This window comes from Psychrobacter sp. W2-37-MNA-CIBAN-0211 (assembly GCF_040309405.1).
GTDB classification, from domain to species: Bacteria; Pseudomonadota; Gammaproteobacteria; order Pseudomonadales; family Moraxellaceae; genus Psychrobacter; species Psychrobacter glaciei.
In genome coordinates, this window is the sequence record NZ_JBEOOU010000001.1 from 594,293 (window position 1) to 613,700 (window position 19,408).

Below are 19,408 nucleotides of genomic sequence, written 5' to 3' on the forward strand. Positions count from 1 at the left end.
CTTAAAGACTTTTTGGCTCTATAATGCGTGACTGGTACAAATTTTTCTTGCTTGCTGTGCCTACGCAGACAGAGGCTACAAAAAATTTATATCAGGCACGCTGTGTCTTTTTTATATTGACCTGACTATAGATAATGCTTACTTAACACCCGCTTGTAGTAAATCATGAACCGTAATAATCGCTTCTAATCGATCTTTCTCATCGATAATCAACAGCTGACTGATACCATTTTCATTCATGACACTCAGAGCGTCTGATGCTCGCATGGTTTTGCTGATTCGGCGTGGATCGTGCACCATCACATCGCGCATCGGGGTTTGTAGATCGATGCCTTTTTCTAAACCGCGGCGTAAGTCGCCGTCTGTAAATACCCCAACAACCTTATCATTATCGTCAGTGACCACTGTCATCCCTAAGCGCCCAGCAGACATGGTAAAGAGCGCCTCTTGCAATGGTGCTTGTTGATTGATAAGTGGCAAATCTTCTGACTTGGTATGCATCAAATCTTCGACGCGAGTGAGCAGTTGACGACCTAACGCTCCGGCTGGATGCGATAGAGCAAAATCTTCTGAAGTGAAATTACGCGCATGTACTAAAGCCACTGCTAACGCATCACCTAGCGCCAATGTAGCCGTGGTGCTAGAGGTAGGCGCAAGATTCAGCGGACACGCCTCTTGCGATTTGCCTAGGGTCAATACAATATCAGCTGCACGGGGTAACATGCCACGCTTATCACGACTGATACTAATCAATGGAATGTTTAAATGCTTAACCACGGGCAATAGCATTTTAATCTCATCGGACTCACCAGAGTTAGAGATGGCAAGCAGTACATCACCTTTCACCAGCATACCTAGGTCGCCATGCCCAGCCTCACCAGGATGCATAAAAAAAGCAGGCGTGCCAGTAGAAGCAAAGGTCGCAGCGATTTTGCGACCTATCAATCCTGACTTGCCCATACCAGTGACCACTACTCGACCCTTACAAGCCAAAATAATATCGCAAGCCTGCGCAAATCTGTCGTCTATCTGTTCTGTAAGTAGTGCTAACGCCGATATCTCGGTGTTAATCGCTTCGATAGCGGTACTAATATATTGCTCATGGGTCAGATTGCTTTGGCTATTACTCATGCATCAGCTCTATGTTTATAATGAATCAATAAGATATTTTACTATACTCTGGGCGATATTAGTAATGCCCTGCAAAACCCAGCATTAACGTCAAATCGATATCAATGCTAGGTAGTTATTATACGTCTATTTATACAAAAAAAACCCACTATAGCAGCAGGTCTTAATTAAATATATCAAGTCGAGATAACGCATCTATCTATAGGTAAATAGGCAAAATACTTCTTGTCTATTTATCTATGATTGGTTATTGATTATCAACTTAGTTGTTATCATCAGATTCGTCACTTGGCTTGTTTTGAAAGTTCGCATTCTCTGCTGGTGGCTCAAATCCACGGTCTTGACCAAATCCGCCACGTTCAAACCCGCGCTCTTGACCTTGGCCAAAACTACCACGCTCAAAGCCACGATCTTGACCTTGGCTAAAACCGCCACGGTTAAAGCCACTACGGTTCGAGGCAAAACCACGCTCTTCAAAACCGCCGGTGCTAGCAGGGTTGCTACCACGTTCAAAACCACCACCTTGATAAGCGGCTGGCGCTGCACTTTGAGGCTGGGCACTGGTCGTTGTCGTTGTGCTGCTACGTGGATTACGTGCTGGCACAACCGTCGAGATGGCATGTTTGTATACCATTTGACTCACTGTGTTTTTGAGCAATACGACATACTGATCGAATGACTCGATCTGACCTTGCAACTTGATACCATTGACTAAAAAAATAGAGACAGGAATGCGATCTTTGCGCAGCGAGTTCAAGAACGGATCTTGTAAAGTTTGTCCTTTTGACATGAAATCTCTCCTAAATATTATATAATTATGTTTTAAGCGCCAATTATTTTAAGTGTTGCTTGAATTATAATGGCAAAGAGTAGATACAATAATAATTTTTCTTTATAAAACGTATCTAAATAAACATCGGTTCTTCTTAAGTGATTCCACTTTATCGCGAATACATTATTATTGTAAAAAAATTAAGTAACCACTTGTTTCATAAACTGTTTTTACCAACAAACGTTAGACAATAATTATTGGCAAAGTCATGGTGATTCTACAAAGTTCACCACATTTCTGGTATTAAATTATAGCAGTTATTCACGTTATACTTTGAAACTAATTGTCATTACTTTCTCATGTACTTATGAAGCGTTACTACTGTGTTGTGTTTCTAAGAAGATAGTGTAAAAACAAGCCAATAAATTTAATAGGCCATATCCTCAATTCAATCGATGGTCATCTACATAGGCTAAAACAAATAGTCTCTTGCCTGTGCCATCGTTGTAAATACCTTCATCTCTAATGCATGGTTTGTATGGTCATTCGCATCGTTAAATGAGTCAGATTTTGTTGCCGTGTCTATTGCATTATCAGGCAATTGTATTACTTTACGCAGCCAAGTATATTGGCGCTTTGCCAACTGCCTTGTCGCATATAATGCCTTATTTTGCATTTGCTGACAAGCAAGCACCTCGGTTTGGCTATCGGACAAACTTGATGCAATCAAAGGCTGAGACAGTTTGACCTGCTTTGTTTTTTGATTTATCGACTCATCTAATCCACCAAAAGCCTCATAGAAAAGCGCTTTATCTAAATGCGGTTGCTCAAATATTGGGTGATTGGTATGTACAAGGTACTCTAGTACTTGCCGATAACCAACGCAGCGCATAGAAGGTAAGTTCGGTGTCAATGGATACTCCTCAAGCAGTCCGATTACTTCAGCCACCAGACCCTCACTCCACATGATGTCTAGACGCTGGGCGATACGCTCATGCAACCACGGACGATCAGGCATCACTGCCAATACGTGCCAATTTTGATTGGGGTTATTTGCTAATGCTTGTTTGGGTTTGCGTTGCCACTCACTTATAGAAATATCCGTTTGTAGATATACCTCAATAGCGCGAGTAATACGCTGAGTATCAGTGGCATTAAGACGCTGGTGACTTATCGGATCAACCTTACCCAAATACTCATATAGCGCGCTAATACCCTCATCCTGTCGCCATTGCTCTACTTGCGCGCGAATGCCGTCATCACTATCAGGTACAGGGGATAGTCCATCCAGCAACGCCATGTAATACATCATGGTACCGCCCACTAGCAACGGTATCTTACCGTTCTGGTGACAGCTATCAATTAAACGGGCGACATCGCTGACGAACTCAGCAACGCTATAACTCTGCATAGGGTCAATCATATCCACTAAGTGATGAGGATAACGCGCCAGCTCATCAGACGTAGGCTTTGCCGTACCGATATTCATATCACGATATATCAGCGCCGAGTCTACTGAGATAAGCTCATAACGACCTGTATCGTATAGCTCATAGGCCAGTGCTGTCTTACCACTCGCGGTTGGCGCCATCAAGCAAACCACGCTATTATCCGCTAAATTGGGACTCAAGCTATAAGATAAGCTGTCAGACGAATGTCGCATAGGATTGCCTCTACTAATGAGATGGTGGGTAGCAAAAATATAATTTGGCGCTATCGTTTGTTCAAAGGTGAGAACATTGACGCTACTAATTGATAACTGTCTATGATTTTGATTGCATTATCAGTGATTAAAGAATCAATATCTTCTATGAAAACGATCAAGTCTTGCGCAGACATTTGCGAGCTTACGGTAGCGAGTTGTTGGTTGATATATGCTGGGCTCTTTAGCAACTCGTCTTTTTTGGATACGTTATTACTCAGTACCTGCGATTCAAATAACACACTTAGCTTTGACTGCCAATCTACCGCACTAATCAGCAGACATTGTGCTTGGTGGTAAAATAGTAGCCAAGGCAGCGATTTACTATCCATGTCCTTAGCATTAGCAGATTCGGTTGCTATGTCGTTTAAGTGGGTAATTATATCTAAGCAGACGGGCAAAGGCTTACTTTCTATTGATGAACTATTTAAAGTCTCAGCACTATTGGTAATTGACATTGTGCTGCGCGATTTGAGGCTCTGTGCTGACGATTCATCACGATAAGACATTTCTGAATCAGACTGTTTTGAGCGTTGCAAAAAAGGATTGCTTAGAATAGGACCACTTACCGACAGTTGGTATGACTGTTTAGGCGCTTGTACTTGCTGGCTTTGTCTTGAATGGGTCGTAGGCGATGCGTTGCGCGGTGTCGTAGCAAAAGACTGGCTTGGAGAATTGTTATAGTCTAGCGCCTGTCTATTATAACTGGTGGATGTGACCGTATCCATCGTAGTAATGGTTTTCAGTTTTGCATGAATGGCATGGCTTAAATGTGCCATAACATTATTTAATGGACTGATCTTAATACGCTGTTTGGACGGATGGACATTGATATTAAGCCATTGAGTCGGCAAATCAAAATAAAGGGCATAACCGATGCCATCTAAATGAGCACTCTGCGCGAGTTGACGAAGCTGATTGCTGATTATTGGCTCTTTGACCAAGCGACCATTGATGTACAGTAGCTTTGGTAAGCTGTCCTGCTGTTGCGCCTGCTTATTAATAGGCCACAACCAACCATAGATACCTGCCTGACTACTAGAGCTTGTACTATCCGTGTATTCTGTAGACGGCTGCCACAAACTGGACAAATCAATCATTATTTCAAGTGCGTTCACTGTGAGCTCTGCACTCGTGGCTTGCTCCAGCCGTGACAATGGTAAAGGATTGACACTGTTGCCTGCATTAGCACTGATAGATCCGTCGCTTGCAGGCATCGCATTTGCCGATAGTACACGTGCATTTGAAGACAGTGACAGCCGTTTTTTATTGTCATGAAAGAGACTAAGCGCTACATCTGCTCGCGCCAAAGCCACTTCGCGCACGATCGTTTCGATATGACCAAACTCGGTCGCAATAGATTTCAAATTGCCGCGACGGGCTGGTACGTTAAAGTATAAATCCTTAACCGTAATGGTCGTGCCACGATGATGCACAACTGGTATCATTTTTGGTATGTCATCTAACACACCCGCGACCTGTAACTGGCGACCGATACCACTGTCATCATGGCTACTGGTTAGCGTCAGCCGAGAAACTGCTGCTGTTGCAGCCAATGCTTCCCCGCGAAAACCCAACGTCGTAATGCCATGCAAGTTAGCCACATCCGCGACTTTGCTGGTCGCATGACGGGTAATCGCCATGGCCATATCATCAGGATGAATTCCAACGCCATTGTCGATCACCTCAATCATACCCATGCCGCCTTGGGTAATATGTATCTCAACATTGGTGGCATCAGCGTCAATCGCGTTTTCAAGCAGCTCTTTGACCACCGCAGCGGGACGCGTCACCACCTCACCAGCTGCCAATTGATTGATAAGCAGCGGCGATAATTTTTTGATGCGGGTATTAAAATGATTGTCTGGCATTTGCGGCATTAGCATTAAGAGGTATCTTTATTTTGCGTAGTGATAATTTGCGTAGTGATGAGTAATGCTGGCGAATATTGATGACTTATATTGAAGGTATAACTAAATCTTAAAGGATGATAGATCCAAACCTTGCGCTTGTCCTGCCTTCGATAGTCGCAGCTCAACGTGACGAGACTCTTGATTTTTATCACCGCTGTTAGCCTGCGTCATATCGATAAACAAAATCGGCGGTGGTAAATAGCTGTCCGCACGGCTTGCCCATTCAATAATGACCAGCGCATTTGGCTCATCCAGATACTCATCGAAGCCTATAAAGGACAATTCTTCTGGGTCTTGCAGACGATACAAATCCGCATGGTAGACGGGCTTGATTGAGCCGTCTTTTTGCTCGATACTGTTTTTCTCGATACTGTTTTTCTCGATACTGTTTTGCTCGATACTGCTTTGCTCGATACTGCTTTGCTCGATGCTATAAGGCTCGACCAAGGTATAAGTTGGGCTTTTGACGGCACCTGTATGCCCTAGCGCCTGTAACCAGTAGCGAGTCAGAGTAGTTTTACCCGCGCCCAAATCACCCGCCAACCATACACTACCCGTCAATGGCAACGCTGCTAATTGCGCAGCCAAACGCTGAGTGTCGTCTTCAGAGTGCAGTGTCAATGTTTTAACGTTTTTGTCTTCTGTTGTACTGTTAGGCATCAGGCTCACCTGCCTGTACTTGCGTCTGTACCTGCATAGTTACCGTTGGATTAGTAAAGCTTTCGCCGCGAATCAATTTGGCATACAGATCGGTGTCATGCCATTCGGCACTGACTTGGTCACTGAATTCAAACGCTTCTAAATTAAGCTGACCCATTTGCTCATTGGCCACATCATCAGCAAAACACTGGGCGTAACCCGTTGCGGTTTCATGTGCAATCACCGAGTAAACGCTAACATCAGACTCACCGTTTTGCATTTGGGTTTGCTTGAGAATTTCTTGCGCCCAAAAGAAGATGACTCTAGAGAACTGCTCTGCTGATGGCGATACCGGCAAGCTTATCCAGCGCGCACTGAATTTTTTGCAAGCAGCAATATATTCAGGGTCGTCTTTATTCCAAAAGCAAATCGCATGATCAAAGCTGTCGATAATATCCTTGATAGACGACTTTAATAGTCCAAAATCATAGACCATTTGCCCATGATCCAAGCGCTTAGCCTCAAGAATCAATTCAATCTGATAGCTATGACCATGGATAGAGTGTTTGCAGCGCTCAGAGCTGCAATTACGCACAATATGTGCATTTTCAAATTTAAAAAGTTTACGGATACGCATAACAATCAACCAAAACAGTAAGCATCTTTGTGCTAAATAGGAATATTATAAAAGTTTGCCGCGACGACTCATCGGCTTGTGGCTCATTATAGCAAATCGTGATGACTCCGTAAGTAAGCACTTACGAATACTAATATTGATACTGGTATTGATTAAAGGCATCGTTTGAACATATCTTTAGCCGACAATCTGACTGAGATATTCTGAATTTTAATATAAAAGAGGCGTTGAATAATAAAGGAGGCGTTGAATAATATTTAGCCAAATAGAATGACCGCATTGAAGCGTAGGGAAATTGTGCTATCGCTATCTATTGCGCAGTCTTAGAGCTATACTCAATCTAGTACGCAGCATCTGCGTCAATTGTAGCCATTCCGCCCGCTAGTCAGCCAATCTGGCTTATGGCTGTATAAGCTACCTAAAGAGGAAAAAATCATGAGTAAAGGTCAAGATAGTAAGAAAAATGTGAAAAAGAAACCACTATTGACGGCAAAAGAAAAGAAAGCCGCCAAGCAATCTAAGAAAGATGACAGTGGCAGTATCTTAGGTAAACATTAATATTGCATGCATCACTACGCTAATTAAAGCTATGCCAATTGAACCTCACGGTTTGATTGGCATTTTTTGTGTTAGGCGCTGCATTGATATTAGGGCGTGTCCTCATTTTAAAAATGAGGATAAAAGTGAGGTAAATGGCAGTCAAACAAGGAAAATAGCTCAGATAATATCGAGATATTACCTAGCTAATTGACGATGTTTGGCAAGATTTAACCACTTTTAGCCCATTTAGATCGCTATCGGTTGAATTGAGGACACGCCCTAGCCACTGCGCGGTGCAAACATAATAATTGCCATGCCTAACAATGCAACCGCAGACCCTACGATATCCCATGTGGTCGGCCTGATACCGTTCACCGTCCACAACCATAAAATCGCCATCGCAACATACACGCCACCGTAAGCTGCATAGACTCTGCCTACAGCCGTTGGATGTAATGTCAGCAACCAAACAAAGGCTGCCAGACTCAGCACGCTGGGAACAAGCAGCCAAATGGACTTACCTTCTCGCAGCCATAAATAAGGCAGGTAACAACCAATAATCTCTGCTAATGCAGTCAGTGCAAAAAGTCCAACTGTCTTTAATTCTGTCAAAACCTGCTACTCCTCGACCGTGATAAATCCTGTCAAATACTGCACGGCATTGCCGGAAACAAGCACCCTATCTTTTGCAACAACACAGTCTAGCACCCCGCCTCTATTTGATGCCTGATAAGCGACCAATTCATTTTTACCCAAACGCTCAGCCCATAATGGCGCAAGACCAGTATGCACTGAGCCAGTTACTGGGTCTTCATCACCACCATTGGCTGGCCAAAAATAACGTGACATAAAATCGTAGTCTTTAAACTCAGCAGACTTAGCTTGGCATGTCACCACCACATCTAAAGGTGCGAGCTGTTTTAGCTGCTCGTTATCACGCTCTACGTTTAATACATCGCTTTCAGAATTATAAATCACGAAATAGGCTTGGGTATTTTTATAGACTTCAACTGGCGCAATAGACAATCCTGCCAGCAAACTATCAGGGATATTTTCGACTTTTTCAGGTTTAGTATTGGGAAAGTCCATTTGTATCTTACCAGCGTCTGTTTGCACGATGGGCAATATCCCAACGGCGTCGGCTGAAAATTTAATAAAGGCTAAATTAGGATTTTTCTTAAATAACACAAAAGCAGATGCCAAGGTTGCATGACCGCAAAAGGCAATCTCAGTAAGCGGTGAAAACCAGCGGATATGATAGACATCTTTACCATCACTCTCATCTAAAACCAAAAATGCCGTCTCAGACAAATTATTTTCAAAAGCAATCGATTGCATTAGATCATCAGCGAGCCAGCTATCGGTGATAATAACGGCTGCTGAGTTACCTTTAAAAACAGTATCAGTAAAAGCATCGATAACATTGATTTCTAGTTGCATATCTGTCTCTTATTTTTGATTGGGCTATGTCCTCATTTTAAAATGGTGATAAAAATGAGGACATGCTTTATTAGGCTCTGTTGAATATTAAAAACCTTCCAATACTATTTTACCAATCGTTGTGCCAGACTCTAGCGCTTGATGAGCCGCTCGTAGATTAGTCGAATTGATGACACCCATGTTTTCGCCAACCGTGGTCTGGATATAACCCTGATCAATCAAGTCAGCGACACGGTTTAATAACTGACCTTGTGCTGCCATGTCCGAGGCTTTGAACAGTGAGCGGGCAAACATAAACTCCCAATGAAATGAGAGGCTTTTAAACTTAATTTTGGTGATGTCTAACTGCTCAGGATCATCGATTATCGCTATTTTCCCAAAAGGCGTCAAGATATCTATATAAGTATCGAAGTAGCTTTCAGTACTCTGAAGGCCTGCGATATGGGTCACAGGGCCAATGCCCAACGCTTCGATTTGTGCCGCTAATGGCTGGCTATGATCAATCACATAATCTGCCCCAAGTGTCTGCACCCACTGCTTTGAGCGCTCACGTGAGGCTGTCGCGATAATGGTAGCCCCCGTTAATGTCGCTGCCAGTTGTAGCAAAATAGAACCCACCCCACCTGCAGCGCCCACGACTAAGATAACCTCATTAGACTTGCTATTATCAGTGATTGGCTGCTGTTTAATGGTTAAATGCTCAAACAATATCTCCCATGCCGTGATAGTGGTCAACGGCAATGCTGCCGCTTCATTATTCGACAGACTTTTTGGTTTCATACCAACGATACGCTCATCCACCAATTGATACTCTGCATTACTGCCTTGGCGATCGAGCTCGCCTGCATAGTAAACTCTATCGCCAACTGCAAAGCGTGTCGCCTTCTCACCGATGGCGACCACTTCACCGACTGCGTCCCAACCAATGACTTTGTGGCTACCGTCCTCGGATGGCATGTTTTGGCGGACTTTATAATCGACAGGATTGACCGCGATAGAGCTGATTTTGACCAATAAATCAAAGCCTTCTGCGATAGGCTGTGGCAACTCGATATCTTGCAATGAGTCCGTGTGAGTAATGGGTAAAGACTGTATAAATCCAATGGCTTTCATCATGCTGCTCCAGTTCGTTAAGTGGCTGCCATCATAACGCTGGCTTATGACAAGATAAACAGGGTAATATTTGATACATTATCAAATAAGAATTGAGAATATGCTGTTATCTGATCTCGAAGTTATTCTAAAAATCGCTGAACATCGCAATATCACGGCAGCGGCAGCACATCTAGACATGCGTGTGGCAACTGCCAGTGCTGCGCTCAAACGGGTAGAAAAAACATTGGGCGCTGAAATATTCATTCGTACCACGCGTCAATTACGTCTATCGAGTGCCGGAGAGCGCTACATTCCAGAATGTGAAAAAGCACTCTTATTGCTTGAGCAAGCTAGGCAAAACATCAAAGAAGATCTCGATATTGTCGATGGTGAGCTGCGCATTGCACTGCCTTCTGATTTGGGGCGTAACATCGTTACACCATGGCTTGATGAGCTATTAGATCATCACCCAAACATGAGCTTGAGAACCGATCTAAGCGATAGTCATATAGACTTTTATCGTGACTCTGTAGACATGGCATTACGCTATGGTTCGCCAAAAGATGCCAGTCTTTACGGCTTTAAGATTTGTGATGTCCCAGGGTTGCTTTGTGCATCGCCAGCGTATATAACACGTCACGGTATACCTCAGCATCCGCATGAGCTACCGACGCACAATGGGTTGTTTTATCAGCTGTACGATATCACTCACGATGTGTGGGAATTCACCAAGAACAAGCAAGTTTATAAAATAAAAATGAGTGGCAATCGAGCCTCTAACGATGGTGATCTGGTCAGGCGCTGGTGTGTCGAAGGAAAAGGACTTGCTGTAAAATCCTGCTTGGATGTTTCGAGTGACATATCAAAAGGCAAGCTGATTCATATCATGACCGACTATCAAACAAAGCCAAGCGAGCTTTGGCTCATCTGCCCAAGTAGGCAATCGATAACCCCTGCGGTCAGACTGCTCAGAGACACCTTAAGAGAAAAATGCAAGGAGCTGTTAAGTCGTTTAGCCATATAGTTTGCACGCTATGTTTCACTTTTTTTGCACAGTGTCCGATGGGCAATCAAAAACAAAAATGCTCAAATTTTAATAACGCTATTGTATAATACACGGCTTCAATACTTAACAGCATACCCCATCGCTAGGAAGCTGACATGATTGTCCGCCAAACCCCCAATGCCCTCAAGATATTTTTTACCCTGCGCGGCTCCATCATTCCAAAAGTCTATCGGCAAATTCTGCTGATTACTATTCTTAGTACACTCATAACGATTATTCAGCACTGGCTTCCTGACTCTTTTCCTTATTATGGTATGGCGATGTTTACCTTGCTCGGAATCGCGTTATCGTTGTTTCTTGGGTTTCGGAACAATGCCAGCTATCAACGCTGGTGGGAAGCTCGGGGACTGTGGGGTCAGCTGGTATATGATTCCCGCAGCTTAACGCGTCAAGTGCTGTCTTTTATAGATGATGACACCGATGCTGGGCGTGATACTCAGCGAACGATGATTCACTTGACGATCGCTTTTGCTCATGCTGTGCGCCACAGGCTACGTGGTACGTCACCTTGGGAAGATATCGAGCCATTTGTCGCATTAACGCATCATAACAATATGCGCCAAGCGAAAAACGTACCTGATTATATAATGCGCCTCATGGGTAAGCAGCTCGGTGACATTCGGCGGCAAGGACTGGTATCTGAGCAAGTCATCCAAAACATGGACGAGCGCCTGACATCTATGACGATTGTATTGGCGGCTTGCGAGCGCATTCATAATACGCCGCTGCCATTTGCTTATATGCTGTTGGTACATCGCACGACCTATCTGTATTGCATCCTGTTGCCTTTTGGCTTGGTGGCCTCACTCGGTTGGGCCACTCCGTTGATTTCTGCTGTGATCGCTTACACCTTCTTTGGTTTGGATGCCCTTAGCGAAGAGCTAGAAGAGCCTTTTGGCTTGGCAGCTAACCAACTACCCTTGACTGCCTTATCACGCACAATCGAAATCAATCTGCGAGAAGCATTAGGAGACACGGATATCCCGCCTGATATCGCGCCTATCAATGGCTACTTACCGTAAGTCGCATCAGCAATTGAAAACTTAGCTGTCCAAATGTATGATGCCACTATACTTGGTGCATCCCTTGCTAATAATGCATGAGTTCGTCTACCATCTGCTTACTCGCATTGATAAAAGTAAGTGAACACTATGAATTACCAAACGCTACGTCACCATTGCCCAACTTGGGATGATTATATTAAGCACGACTTTGTCAAGCAGCTAGCAGCAGGTACGCTTGCCCCTGACAGCTTCCGCCATTACCTCGTCCAAGACTACTTGTATTTGATTCACTATACCCGCGTGATGGCGCTGAGCGTGTATAAAAGCGACACTCTGGCGCAAATGCGCGTCGGTCAAGCGGGTATCAATGTCATGCTCGATATGGAAATTGGCATGTATTTGGACTTCTGCCACCAATGGGGCATAGCGCTTGAAACCGTCGAGAATGCGCCTGAATCTACTGTAACTATTGCCTATAGCCGCTATATATTAGACGCTGCCCTGTCAGGCTCACTGGCTGAGCTTTATGCTGCTATTGCCCCTTGCTTGATGGGTTATGGTGAAATTGGCAAACGCATCAAAGCCGAAGGGTTTATCACGGGCAATCCCTATCAACCATGGATTGATGTATTTGCTAGTGATGCGTTTCAAGCGATTACCGCACAGAACGAAGCGCAGATCAATGAACTACTGGCACAGGCTAGCCCCGCTCAAGCAGACAAGTTCCAACAGTTATTTAATACTGCTTCACGGATGGAAGTGAATTTTTGGCAGCAAGCATTAGATCTGTCATAACTCGTGTTTTTATAGCAAGTTTAACTTCACGTACTATTCAATATAGTTGATTCAATTTAAAAGAGTGACAAGGCAACCGAGTGCAGATGTATGAGTAATACTTTAAGCGAGGTTAACGCTGTCACTCTTTTATAGTGGATTAGCGATACAATAAAAAATACTCAAGGAGAGATATCATGGCAGCATTTGATGAACACGCAAGCGCGTACGATAGCTGGTTTTTTGACAATCAAAACTTACTGACTAGTGAGCTAAAATTAGTTGCCCATTTCTTAGATAAAAACAGTGAGATATTGTCTATCGGTTGTGGTAGCGGATTATTTGAGTCACTACTAGCAAAAGATTATGATATTCATATCAAATATGGCATTGAGCCTTCTAAGGACATGGCAGCCGTCGCCGAAAAGCGCGGATTGCAAGTAGATATTAGCCCTGCTGAAACTTGCGAGATTGAGCCCAATAAGTTTGATATCATTATGTTTAACGGCAGTGTCAGCTATATCAGTGATTTGGATACCTGTATTAAAAGAGCCTTTAACGCTCTAAAAACTGGCGGCAAGCTTATCCTCATCGATGTACCAAAAGAGAGTGGCTTTGCCAGCTTATACAATTTGGCCAGCTCGTTAGGCACTTGGGAGCATCCGCTACTTGCGCACATCTCCCCTGCTGACCCTTATCCTATTGAACTGGTAAAGTCAGCCAATTGGCGCACCTCAGATGAAAAAATCGCGCTGATGCAAGCCAATGGTTTTGTCGATTTTGAGTATGCGCAGACCTTATTGACCCATCCAATGTATGCCAATGATAAGGCACAAGAGGTCATCGAAGGTTATGACCGTGGGGATTATGTGGCGGTTTGTGGTTATAAAAGATAAGCGGTCGCTGTCCGTAACGTAGCCGAAGGTTCGACATACCCTAATGTACTGTCGTCGCTATCACAGGACTTGAATAATAGGCTTAGTGCCACTATAAATGGGCAATAAAGCTCTTATCCAAATATAGTCAAATCCATATAAATTCGCTACATCGTCATCCGCGCTAAGCATACTAATGTATAACTTGCGCTCGGTTTCCTTGTATCGAAATTATTTGAATTCAACTATAGCTCATATTTAAAAAAACGAGGCAAACATCATGAGTGATGATTCAAAAGATACTGATAATCAAAACACTAATCAAAGCAGCAACCAAAACACCAAAGACGTCACCATGACGGATCTGACACCCAATGAAGGTGTCTTAAAAGGCAAAAAAACCGACATTCAAAACCCAGAGCTGTGGGATTTTCCAATGAACTACCCTTTGAGTATCATTGGTCATGAAGGCGAGCATGAAAGCTTGCTTAATGAAGTGAAGCTGATCCTCGGTAGCCAGTTCCCTGATTTTGATTTGGCCTCTATAGAAGTCAAACCGTCGAAAACGGGTCGCTTTCATTCAGCGCGTGTCAATTTATACCTCACAGCAGCCGATCAAGTGAATACGCTTTATGCGTCATTGGACAATGCCAAAACAGTTCGCATGGTTGTATAAACCGGTAATGGGTGTTTAGAAAAAAACAATCCCTTTTCCGTCCAAATCGTCACTCACTATTGATAACATACGGGTGGCGATTTTTTATGGTTTGGTGTACAATTTGCGCCCGCATTATTGCCGCTCTGATCACTATTATCAGTCGACAATAACCGATAAAATAAAAATCAAATCGTCACGATATTTTTACAAAAAATTTATGATGAGCGCATTTGCGTCTAACCCTTATCCCATCGTCCTTTGCCCAAATCTGGACCGTCTATAACCTCGCAGCAACATAGTTTTAGTCTAAAATCAATATAGTATTTTCAAAATTTTCCCGCTATATTGTGCCTACCAATTAACAAACACGCTATATGTAGTACTCAGTGATTTTAATCATCATTATGAGTAGCGGTAGTTTTTTGCCTAAAAAAACTGGCTATCGCAACCCAGCATCGTAGCGTTATAAAGAATGTCTGCCGCCGATTCAGCGCGCAGCATCACAATAAGCAATCAAAATAGAGGCCAGCATGACACATATTGACAAAATCCAAGTAACCAAACGTGATGGACGTTTAGAACTTATTGATTTGGATAAAATCCATAAGGTAATCGAATGGGCCGCTCACGGCTTGGACAATGTGTCTGTATCACAAGTTGAGCTAAAGTCGCACATCCAGTTTTATGAAGGTATCAAGACTCGTGACATTCACGAAACCATCATCAAGTCTGCCGCCGACCTTATCTCTGAAACGACGCCTGATTATCAATATCTAGCGGCGCGTTTGGCTATCTTCCATCTGCGTAAGATTGCTTACAATAGATTCACGCCGCCACATCTATTCGATCACGTTACAACGCTGACCAATGCTGGCAAATATGATGAGCATATCCTAGCTGACTATAGCCGTGCTGAATTTGATGAGCTAGAAGCGTATCTCGATCACTGGCGCGATATGAACCTTGCGTATGCTGCTGTTGAGCAAATGGCAGGTAAATACCTCGTTCAAGATCGCGTGAGCAAAACTGTTTTCGAGAGCCCGCAGTTCTTGTACATGCTGGTCGGTATGTGCTTGTTTAGCCGTTACGAAAAATCAGAGCGTATGAACTACGTGAAGCGTTTCTATGATGCGACTTCAGAATTCAAAATCTCACTACCAACGCCTATCATGTCTGGTGTGCGTACGCCATCGCGTCAGTTTAGCTCGTGCGTATTGATCGAATGTGGTGATAGCCTAGACTCTATCAACGCGACCACCAGCGCCATCGTACGCTATGTGTCACAGCGTGCTGGTATCGGCATCAACGCAGGTCGTATCCGCGCCCTTGGTAGCCCTATCCGTGGCGGCGAAGCACAGCACACTGGCTGTATCCCATTCTACAAACTGTTTCAGACAGCCGTTAAATGCTGCTCACAAGGTGGCGTCCGTGGCGGTGCTGCGACATTATTCTACCCATTATGGCATTTAGAAGTTGAGTCATTACTGGTACTCAAAAACAACCGCGGCGTCGAAGACAACCGTGTCCGTCATATGGATTATGGCGTCCAGTTAAACAAAACGATGTACACTCGCCTCATCAAAGGTCAAGACATCTCGCTATTCTCACCAGGTGACACGCCTGGCTTGTATGACGCATTCTTTGAAGATCAAGACAAATTCGAAGAGTTATACACCAAGTATGAAAATGATCCTGCTATTCGTAGCCGTCAAATCCCAGCAGCAGACTTGTTTAGCCTAATGATGCAAGAGCGTGCCAGTACGGGTCGTATCTATATCCAAAACGTCGATCATTGCAACACGCATAGCCCATTTGACGCGACGGTTGCCCCGATTCGCCAGTCAAACCTATGTATGGAAATCGCGCTACCGACTAAGCCACTTGATAACATCAATGACGAAGAAGGCGAAATCGCCCTTTGTACGCTATCAGCGGTCAACTTGGGTAAAGTCGAAAACGTCAGCGATATCGAAGAGCCAGCTGAGCTAATCGTCCGTGCGCTTGATGCCCTGCTCGACTATCAAGACTATCCAGTGAAAGCGGCTCAAAACGGCAGCATGCGTCGCCGTACGTTAGGTGTGGGCGTGATTAACTATGCTTATTACTTGGCTAAAAATGGCGTACGCTACTCAGACGACTCAGCATTGGGTCTAACGCATCAAACGTTTGAAGCATTGCAATTCTATCTCTTGAAAGCGTCAAACAAATTGGCAAAAGAGCAAGGCGCTTGCCCTGCGTTCAATGAGACCACGTACTCACAAGGTATCTTGCCAATTGATACGTACAAGGCCGACTTGGACAAAATCTGCCAAGAGCCGCTACATCTCGATTGGGAAACGCTACGTGGCGAGATCACTGAGCACGGTCTACGCAACTCTACCCTAACCGCCTTGATGCCGTCTGAGACCTCTAGTCAGATCGCCAACGCGACCAACGGTATCGAGCCACCACGCGGTCTGGTCTCTATCAAGGCGTCAAAAGACGGTATTCTAAAGCAAGTCGTGCCTGAGATTACGACGCTAAAAGATCAGTACGAGCTACTATGGCAAATGCCAAACAATGACGGTTACCTAAAGCTGGTCGCTGTCATGCAGAAGTTCGTCGATCAAAGTATCTCTGCCAATACCAACTACGATCCAGTTCGTTATGCTGGTGGCCGTGTACCGATGAAGATATTGCTAAAAGACTTGCTAAACGCTTATAAAATGGGTGTGAAGACGTTGTACTACCATAACACTCGTGATGGTGCGAATGATGCCCAAGCGGATATGGAAGATGATTGTGCTGGCGGTGCTTGTAAGATTTAGGTTTGATGAATGGCGGGTTTGGCTTTTGGTTAGGCTCGCTGTTTTGTAACGAACTATACAAGACTAAAGCGAATTACAGAGCGGCTATAGCATTGAAAGTTGAGCCAAAAAATGGAATTTTAATATAGGCGCTAACTATGTCATCTGATTTATTTGGATTAGACAGTGTATTAAAAATTAAAAAAAGTGGAGTCAGAAACGTTTTTACTCCTCATACCCCTATTAACAGATTTGATCATTTTTTCGGTAGAGAAAAAGATGTAAAGAGAATGATTAGTCTAATTGATAGTCCAGGTCAACACATATTGCTTTATGGTGATAGAGGAGTAGGAAAAACCTCTTTAGCGAAAACAACATGTTCCTTCATTCTTAATAAGATTAATAAAGGTCTATTTTTTACTAAAAGTTGTGACAGTGAAGATGTGTTTAGCTCTTTGTTTCTTGAACCTTTGCAACATATAGGTTGTGATACCTCTATTCAAAGTATAACCAAATCCTTGAAGCAAACAGGTGACGCATCATTAAATGTAGTAGCAGCTAAGGCTGGATTACAGAGTGAAAGGCAATCAAGTACAGTCTTTAAAAATCCTGCGAATTTGAACTCACCGTTTTGGATTGCAAACCAATTAAAAGGCCTAGACTGTATTTTCCTTTTGGATGAAGTGGATACTCTTGTCAATGTAGAAGATAAGCATAAATTAGCAGAGCTTATTAAAGCACTTAGCGACTTAGACTCATCGTTCAAGATTATACTAGTAGGAATTGCAAAAACTGCTAGTGACTTAACAGCAGGTCATCAATCAGTTCAAAGATGTTTGAAGGAAATTCGTCTTGAAAGAATGGACGATGAAGACATTAGAAAAATCATTCTAAATGGCATGAGACAAATTGAAAAACGCCCAATTGATGATGTTGTAGACAAGATTGTTAATATAAGTTCAGGCTTTCCTCACTTTGCACATTTAATATGTTTGAAATGTGCTGAAATAGCTATTGAGACCAATAAAACGCATATAGAAAGCGAAATTCTAGACAGAGCACTTGATTATGCAGCAACAGACTCAGAAGGCACATTAACTGAATCAGTAGATGCTATATTAAGAACTATAAATAAGCCTCAAGATTACAAATTGCTTCTATTAGCAGCAGCTAACTGTCAAAAAAGAGACTTTAGAAGTAGTGAAGTAACTTCGAAATTTAAAGAGCTATTTAATATTGATATCACATCTGCAAAACTTAGTAAAAGATTATCGAAGTTGACCAATGAAGATGTTAGTAATTCTATCCTTATAAAAACTGGTAGAGGTTGCTTTTCTTTTCAAGATCCAAGAATGCCTAGCTTTATTAAAATTTCTTTTAATAACTCTAGAATTATACCTGCTTAGTTGTAGGGTGAGCCCAGCGCATCGATGATATAAAAACTGTATTTAAAGGTGCGCGAGGCGCACCCTACAGAACATGTATAAATAGTAGAGTCTTTATAGAAGTATAAGCCCCGCCCTAACAAGGCTTTTTAGCCCCGACTATAGCGGTATCCTGCTGACGTCGATGGCGTGCAGGCTGTGGCTGGACGTAGTATCGAGAAAACAGGAATGCGACCAGACACGATAGACTGCACGCCAGCGGCAAGGCAGATACAAGCGGTAGGCGGGATTGGCTACTGAAAATATTTAAGTTTAGTACTATAACAAATAAGACCTAATTTTCATGCTAAAATTAGCCCTATATTTAGAGCGTAATATTAGCGGAGAAAGAGTCATGCAACCAATATTTGCCACACAGACAGCCAGTATCTCAGAGCTAAAAAACAATCCTTCTGCATTGATCAAACAGTCAGATGGTGAGTCCATTGCTATTTTAAACCACAATAAACCCGTGGCTTACTTAGTCTCAACAGACGTCTTTGAGCGCATGATGGAAGCGATGGACGACATGGCATTGAGCCAAACGGTTAGCGCACGGTTAAATGACGGGCAGATACCGATAAAGGTAACGTTGGATGACTTATAATCTTGAGTTTCATCCTTTGGCATTAAAAGAGTGGAAAAAGATAGCGCCAAATATTCAGCAGCAGTTTAAGAAAAAATTACAGCAGCGATTGTCAAACCCTCATGTGCCTGCGTCAAAACTATCGGGACATACCGATACTTATAAAATTAAGTTACGCACTGTAGGGTATCGTTTGGTATATACCGTAAAAGATGATTTGGTGGTGGTTTATGTATTGGCAGTTGGCAAAAGAGAAAACAACAAAGTATATGACAATCTTGCGACGCGCCAGCCATGATGAAGCTAAGAGATTGACACATTTATCATAAAAGGCGTCCAGCGCTATCATAGAAATATAGAAACACA

General features: G+C 43.3%; 19 protein-coding genes. 10 read left to right on the plus strand and 9 right to left on the minus strand.

Annotation, left to right across the window (positions count from 1 at the left end; translation table 11 throughout):
- Window positions 1–138: 138 nt before the first annotated feature.
- From AAEY72_RS02465 to AAEY72_RS02490, 6 genes are all read right to left on the minus strand, one after another.
- The gene (locus AAEY72_RS02465) at window positions 139–1,131 is read right to left on the minus strand and encodes a KpsF/GutQ family sugar-phosphate isomerase (RefSeq protein ID WP_010198112.1); all 993 of its coding nucleotides are present in this window, start codon (window positions 1,129–1,131) and stop codon (window positions 139–141) included.
- Window positions 1,132–1,393: 262 nt separating this feature from the next.
- The gene (gene hfq, locus AAEY72_RS02470) at window positions 1,394–1,921 is read right to left on the minus strand and encodes an RNA chaperone Hfq (protein ID WP_352309317.1); all 528 of its coding nucleotides are present in this window, start codon (window positions 1,919–1,921) and stop codon (window positions 1,394–1,396) included.
- Between the two features lie 454 nt (window positions 1,922–2,375).
- Complete coding sequence (gene miaA / locus AAEY72_RS02475) at window positions 2,376–3,566, minus strand: tRNA (adenosine(37)-N6)-dimethylallyltransferase MiaA (RefSeq protein ID WP_352309319.1); 1,191 nt, start codon at window positions 3,564–3,566, stop codon at window positions 2,376–2,378.
- Between the two features lie 50 nt (window positions 3,567–3,616).
- Window positions 3,617–5,491, minus strand: a complete 1,875-nt coding sequence (gene mutL / locus AAEY72_RS02480) for a DNA mismatch repair endonuclease MutL (protein WP_352309320.1) — start codon at window positions 5,489–5,491, stop codon at window positions 3,617–3,619.
- Window positions 5,492–5,578: 87 nt separating this feature from the next.
- Window positions 5,579–6,178: a tRNA (adenosine(37)-N6)-threonylcarbamoyltransferase complex ATPase subunit type 1 TsaE gene (gene tsaE / locus AAEY72_RS02485; RefSeq protein WP_352309322.1), complete on the minus strand. Its 600-nt coding sequence runs from the start codon at window positions 6,176–6,178 to the stop codon at window positions 5,579–5,581.
- The gene (locus AAEY72_RS02490; protein ID WP_352309323.1) at window positions 6,171–6,794 is read right to left on the minus strand and encodes a 6-pyruvoyl trahydropterin synthase family protein; all 624 of its coding nucleotides are present in this window, start codon (window positions 6,792–6,794) and stop codon (window positions 6,171–6,173) included. Before AAEY72_RS02490 ends, tsaE begins: the two co-directional genes overlap by 8 nt.
- Before the next feature lie 435 nt (window positions 6,795–7,229).
- Here AAEY72_RS02490 and AAEY72_RS02495 point away from each other — a divergent pair, with 435 nt between their 5' ends.
- Window positions 7,230–7,352: a hypothetical protein gene (locus tag AAEY72_RS02495; protein ID WP_264623036.1), complete on the plus strand. Its 123-nt coding sequence runs from the start codon at window positions 7,230–7,232 to the stop codon at window positions 7,350–7,352.
- 261 nt (window positions 7,353–7,613) lie between these two features.
- Here the strand turns inward: AAEY72_RS02495 and AAEY72_RS02500 are convergent, their stop codons facing one another.
- The 3 genes from AAEY72_RS02500 to AAEY72_RS02510 all read right to left on the minus strand — a co-directional run bounded on the left by AAEY72_RS02500 (window position 7,614) and on the right by AAEY72_RS02510 (window position 9,887).
- Entirely contained in the window at window positions 7,614–7,946 is a 333-nt protein-coding gene (locus AAEY72_RS02500) for a YnfA family protein (protein ID WP_352309324.1), read from the minus strand.
- Between the two features lie 6 nt (window positions 7,947–7,952).
- Window positions 7,953–8,774: a PhzF family phenazine biosynthesis protein gene (locus AAEY72_RS02505; protein ID WP_352309325.1), complete on the minus strand. Its 822-nt coding sequence runs from the start codon at window positions 8,772–8,774 to the stop codon at window positions 7,953–7,955.
- A gap of 87 nt (window positions 8,775–8,861) precedes the next feature.
- A complete protein-coding gene (locus AAEY72_RS02510) occupies window positions 8,862–9,887 on the minus strand; it encodes a zinc-binding alcohol dehydrogenase family protein (RefSeq protein ID WP_352309380.1) in 1,026 nt (341 codons plus the stop codon).
- 100 nt (window positions 9,888–9,987) lie between these two features.
- Here AAEY72_RS02510 and AAEY72_RS02515 point away from each other — a divergent pair, with 100 nt between their 5' ends.
- The 9 genes from AAEY72_RS02515 (at window position 9,988) to AAEY72_RS02555 (ending at window position 19,340) form a co-directional block, all read left to right on the plus strand.
- Window positions 9,988–10,893 carry a LysR family transcriptional regulator gene (locus tag AAEY72_RS02515; RefSeq protein ID WP_352309326.1) on the plus strand — a complete coding sequence of 302 codons (906 nt, stop codon included), beginning with the start codon at window positions 9,988–9,990 and terminating at the stop codon, window positions 10,891–10,893.
- A gap of 137 nt (window positions 10,894–11,030) precedes the next feature.
- On the plus strand, window positions 11,031–11,957 hold the full coding sequence (locus AAEY72_RS02520) for a bestrophin family protein (protein WP_352309327.1): 927 nt from the start codon (window positions 11,031–11,033) through the stop codon (window positions 11,955–11,957).
- A gap of 129 nt (window positions 11,958–12,086) precedes the next feature.
- A complete protein-coding gene (tenA, locus tag AAEY72_RS02525) occupies window positions 12,087–12,734 on the plus strand; it encodes a thiaminase II (protein WP_352309328.1) in 648 nt (215 codons plus the stop codon).
- Between the two features lie 176 nt (window positions 12,735–12,910).
- Entirely contained in the window at window positions 12,911–13,609 is a 699-nt protein-coding gene (locus AAEY72_RS02530) for a class I SAM-dependent DNA methyltransferase (RefSeq protein WP_352309329.1), read from the plus strand.
- 334 nt (window positions 13,610–13,943) lie between these two features.
- On the plus strand, window positions 13,944–14,264 hold the full coding sequence (locus AAEY72_RS02535; protein WP_352309382.1) for a YbeD family protein: 321 nt from the start codon (window positions 13,944–13,946) through the stop codon (window positions 14,262–14,264).
- 512 nt (window positions 14,265–14,776) lie between these two features.
- Window positions 14,777–17,053, plus strand: a complete 2,277-nt coding sequence (nrdA, locus tag AAEY72_RS02540; protein ID WP_352309330.1) for a class 1a ribonucleoside-diphosphate reductase subunit alpha — start codon at window positions 14,777–14,779, stop codon at window positions 17,051–17,053.
- A 137-nt stretch (window positions 17,054–17,190) separates the two neighbouring features.
- The gene (locus AAEY72_RS02545) at window positions 17,191–18,438 is read left to right on the plus strand and encodes an AAA family ATPase (RefSeq protein WP_352309331.1); all 1,248 of its coding nucleotides are present in this window, start codon (window positions 17,191–17,193) and stop codon (window positions 18,436–18,438) included.
- Window positions 18,439–18,760: 322 nt separating this feature from the next.
- On the plus strand, window positions 18,761–19,063 hold the full coding sequence (locus AAEY72_RS02550) for a type II toxin-antitoxin system Phd/YefM family antitoxin (RefSeq protein ID WP_352309332.1): 303 nt from the start codon (window positions 18,761–18,763) through the stop codon (window positions 19,061–19,063).
- On the plus strand, window positions 19,053–19,340 hold the full coding sequence (locus AAEY72_RS02555; protein WP_352309333.1) for a type II toxin-antitoxin system RelE family toxin: 288 nt from the start codon (window positions 19,053–19,055) through the stop codon (window positions 19,338–19,340). Before AAEY72_RS02550 ends, AAEY72_RS02555 begins: the two co-directional genes overlap by 11 nt.
- Window positions 19,341–19,408 lie beyond the last annotated feature (68 nt).

Bases quoted from the DNA above. Each gene is read 5' to 3' on its own strand.
- AAEY72_RS02510 (WP_352309380.1), bottom strand. From the start codon at position 9,887: ATGAAAGCCATTGGATTTATACAGTCTTTACCCATTACTCACACGGAC.
- AAEY72_RS02555 (WP_352309333.1), top strand. From the start codon at position 19,053: ATGACTTATAATCTTGAGTTTCATCCTTTGGCATTAAAAGAGTGGAAA.
- hfq (WP_352309317.1), bottom strand. From the start codon at position 1,921: ATGTCAAAAGGACAAACTTTACAAGATCCGTTCTTGAACTCGCTGCGC.
- tenA (WP_352309328.1), top strand. From the start codon at position 12,087: ATGAATTACCAAACGCTACGTCACCATTGCCCAACTTGGGATGATTAT.
- tsaE (WP_352309322.1), bottom strand. From the start codon at position 6,178: ATGCCTAACAGTACAACAGAAGACAAAAACGTTAAAACATTGACACTG.
- AAEY72_RS02495 (WP_264623036.1), top strand. From the start codon at position 7,230: ATGAGTAAAGGTCAAGATAGTAAGAAAAATGTGAAAAAGAAACCACTA.
- AAEY72_RS02535 (WP_352309382.1), top strand. From the start codon at position 13,944: ATGACGGATCTGACACCCAATGAAGGTGTCTTAAAAGGCAAAAAAACC.
- mutL (WP_352309320.1), bottom strand. From the start codon at position 5,491: ATGCTAATGCCGCAAATGCCAGACAATCATTTTAATACCCGCATCAAA.
- AAEY72_RS02545 (WP_352309331.1), top strand. From the start codon at position 17,191: ATGTCATCTGATTTATTTGGATTAGACAGTGTATTAAAAATTAAAAAA.
- AAEY72_RS02490 (WP_352309323.1), bottom strand. From the start codon at position 6,794: ATGCGTATCCGTAAACTTTTTAAATTTGAAAATGCACATATTGTGCGT.
- AAEY72_RS02520 (WP_352309327.1), top strand. From the start codon at position 11,031: ATGATTGTCCGCCAAACCCCCAATGCCCTCAAGATATTTTTTACCCTG.
- AAEY72_RS02465 (WP_010198112.1), bottom strand. From the start codon at position 1,131: ATGAGTAATAGCCAAAGCAATCTGACCCATGAGCAATATATTAGTACC.
- nrdA (WP_352309330.1), top strand. From the start codon at position 14,777: ATGACACATATTGACAAAATCCAAGTAACCAAACGTGATGGACGTTTA.
- AAEY72_RS02515 (WP_352309326.1), top strand. From the start codon at position 9,988: ATGCTGTTATCTGATCTCGAAGTTATTCTAAAAATCGCTGAACATCGC.
- AAEY72_RS02550 (WP_352309332.1), top strand. From the start codon at position 18,761: ATGCTAAAATTAGCCCTATATTTAGAGCGTAATATTAGCGGAGAAAGA.
- AAEY72_RS02505 (WP_352309325.1), bottom strand. From the start codon at position 8,774: ATGCAACTAGAAATCAATGTTATCGATGCTTTTACTGATACTGTTTTT.
- AAEY72_RS02530 (WP_352309329.1), top strand. From the start codon at position 12,911: ATGGCAGCATTTGATGAACACGCAAGCGCGTACGATAGCTGGTTTTTT.
- miaA (WP_352309319.1), bottom strand. From the start codon at position 3,566: ATGCGACATTCGTCTGACAGCTTATCTTATAGCTTGAGTCCCAATTTA.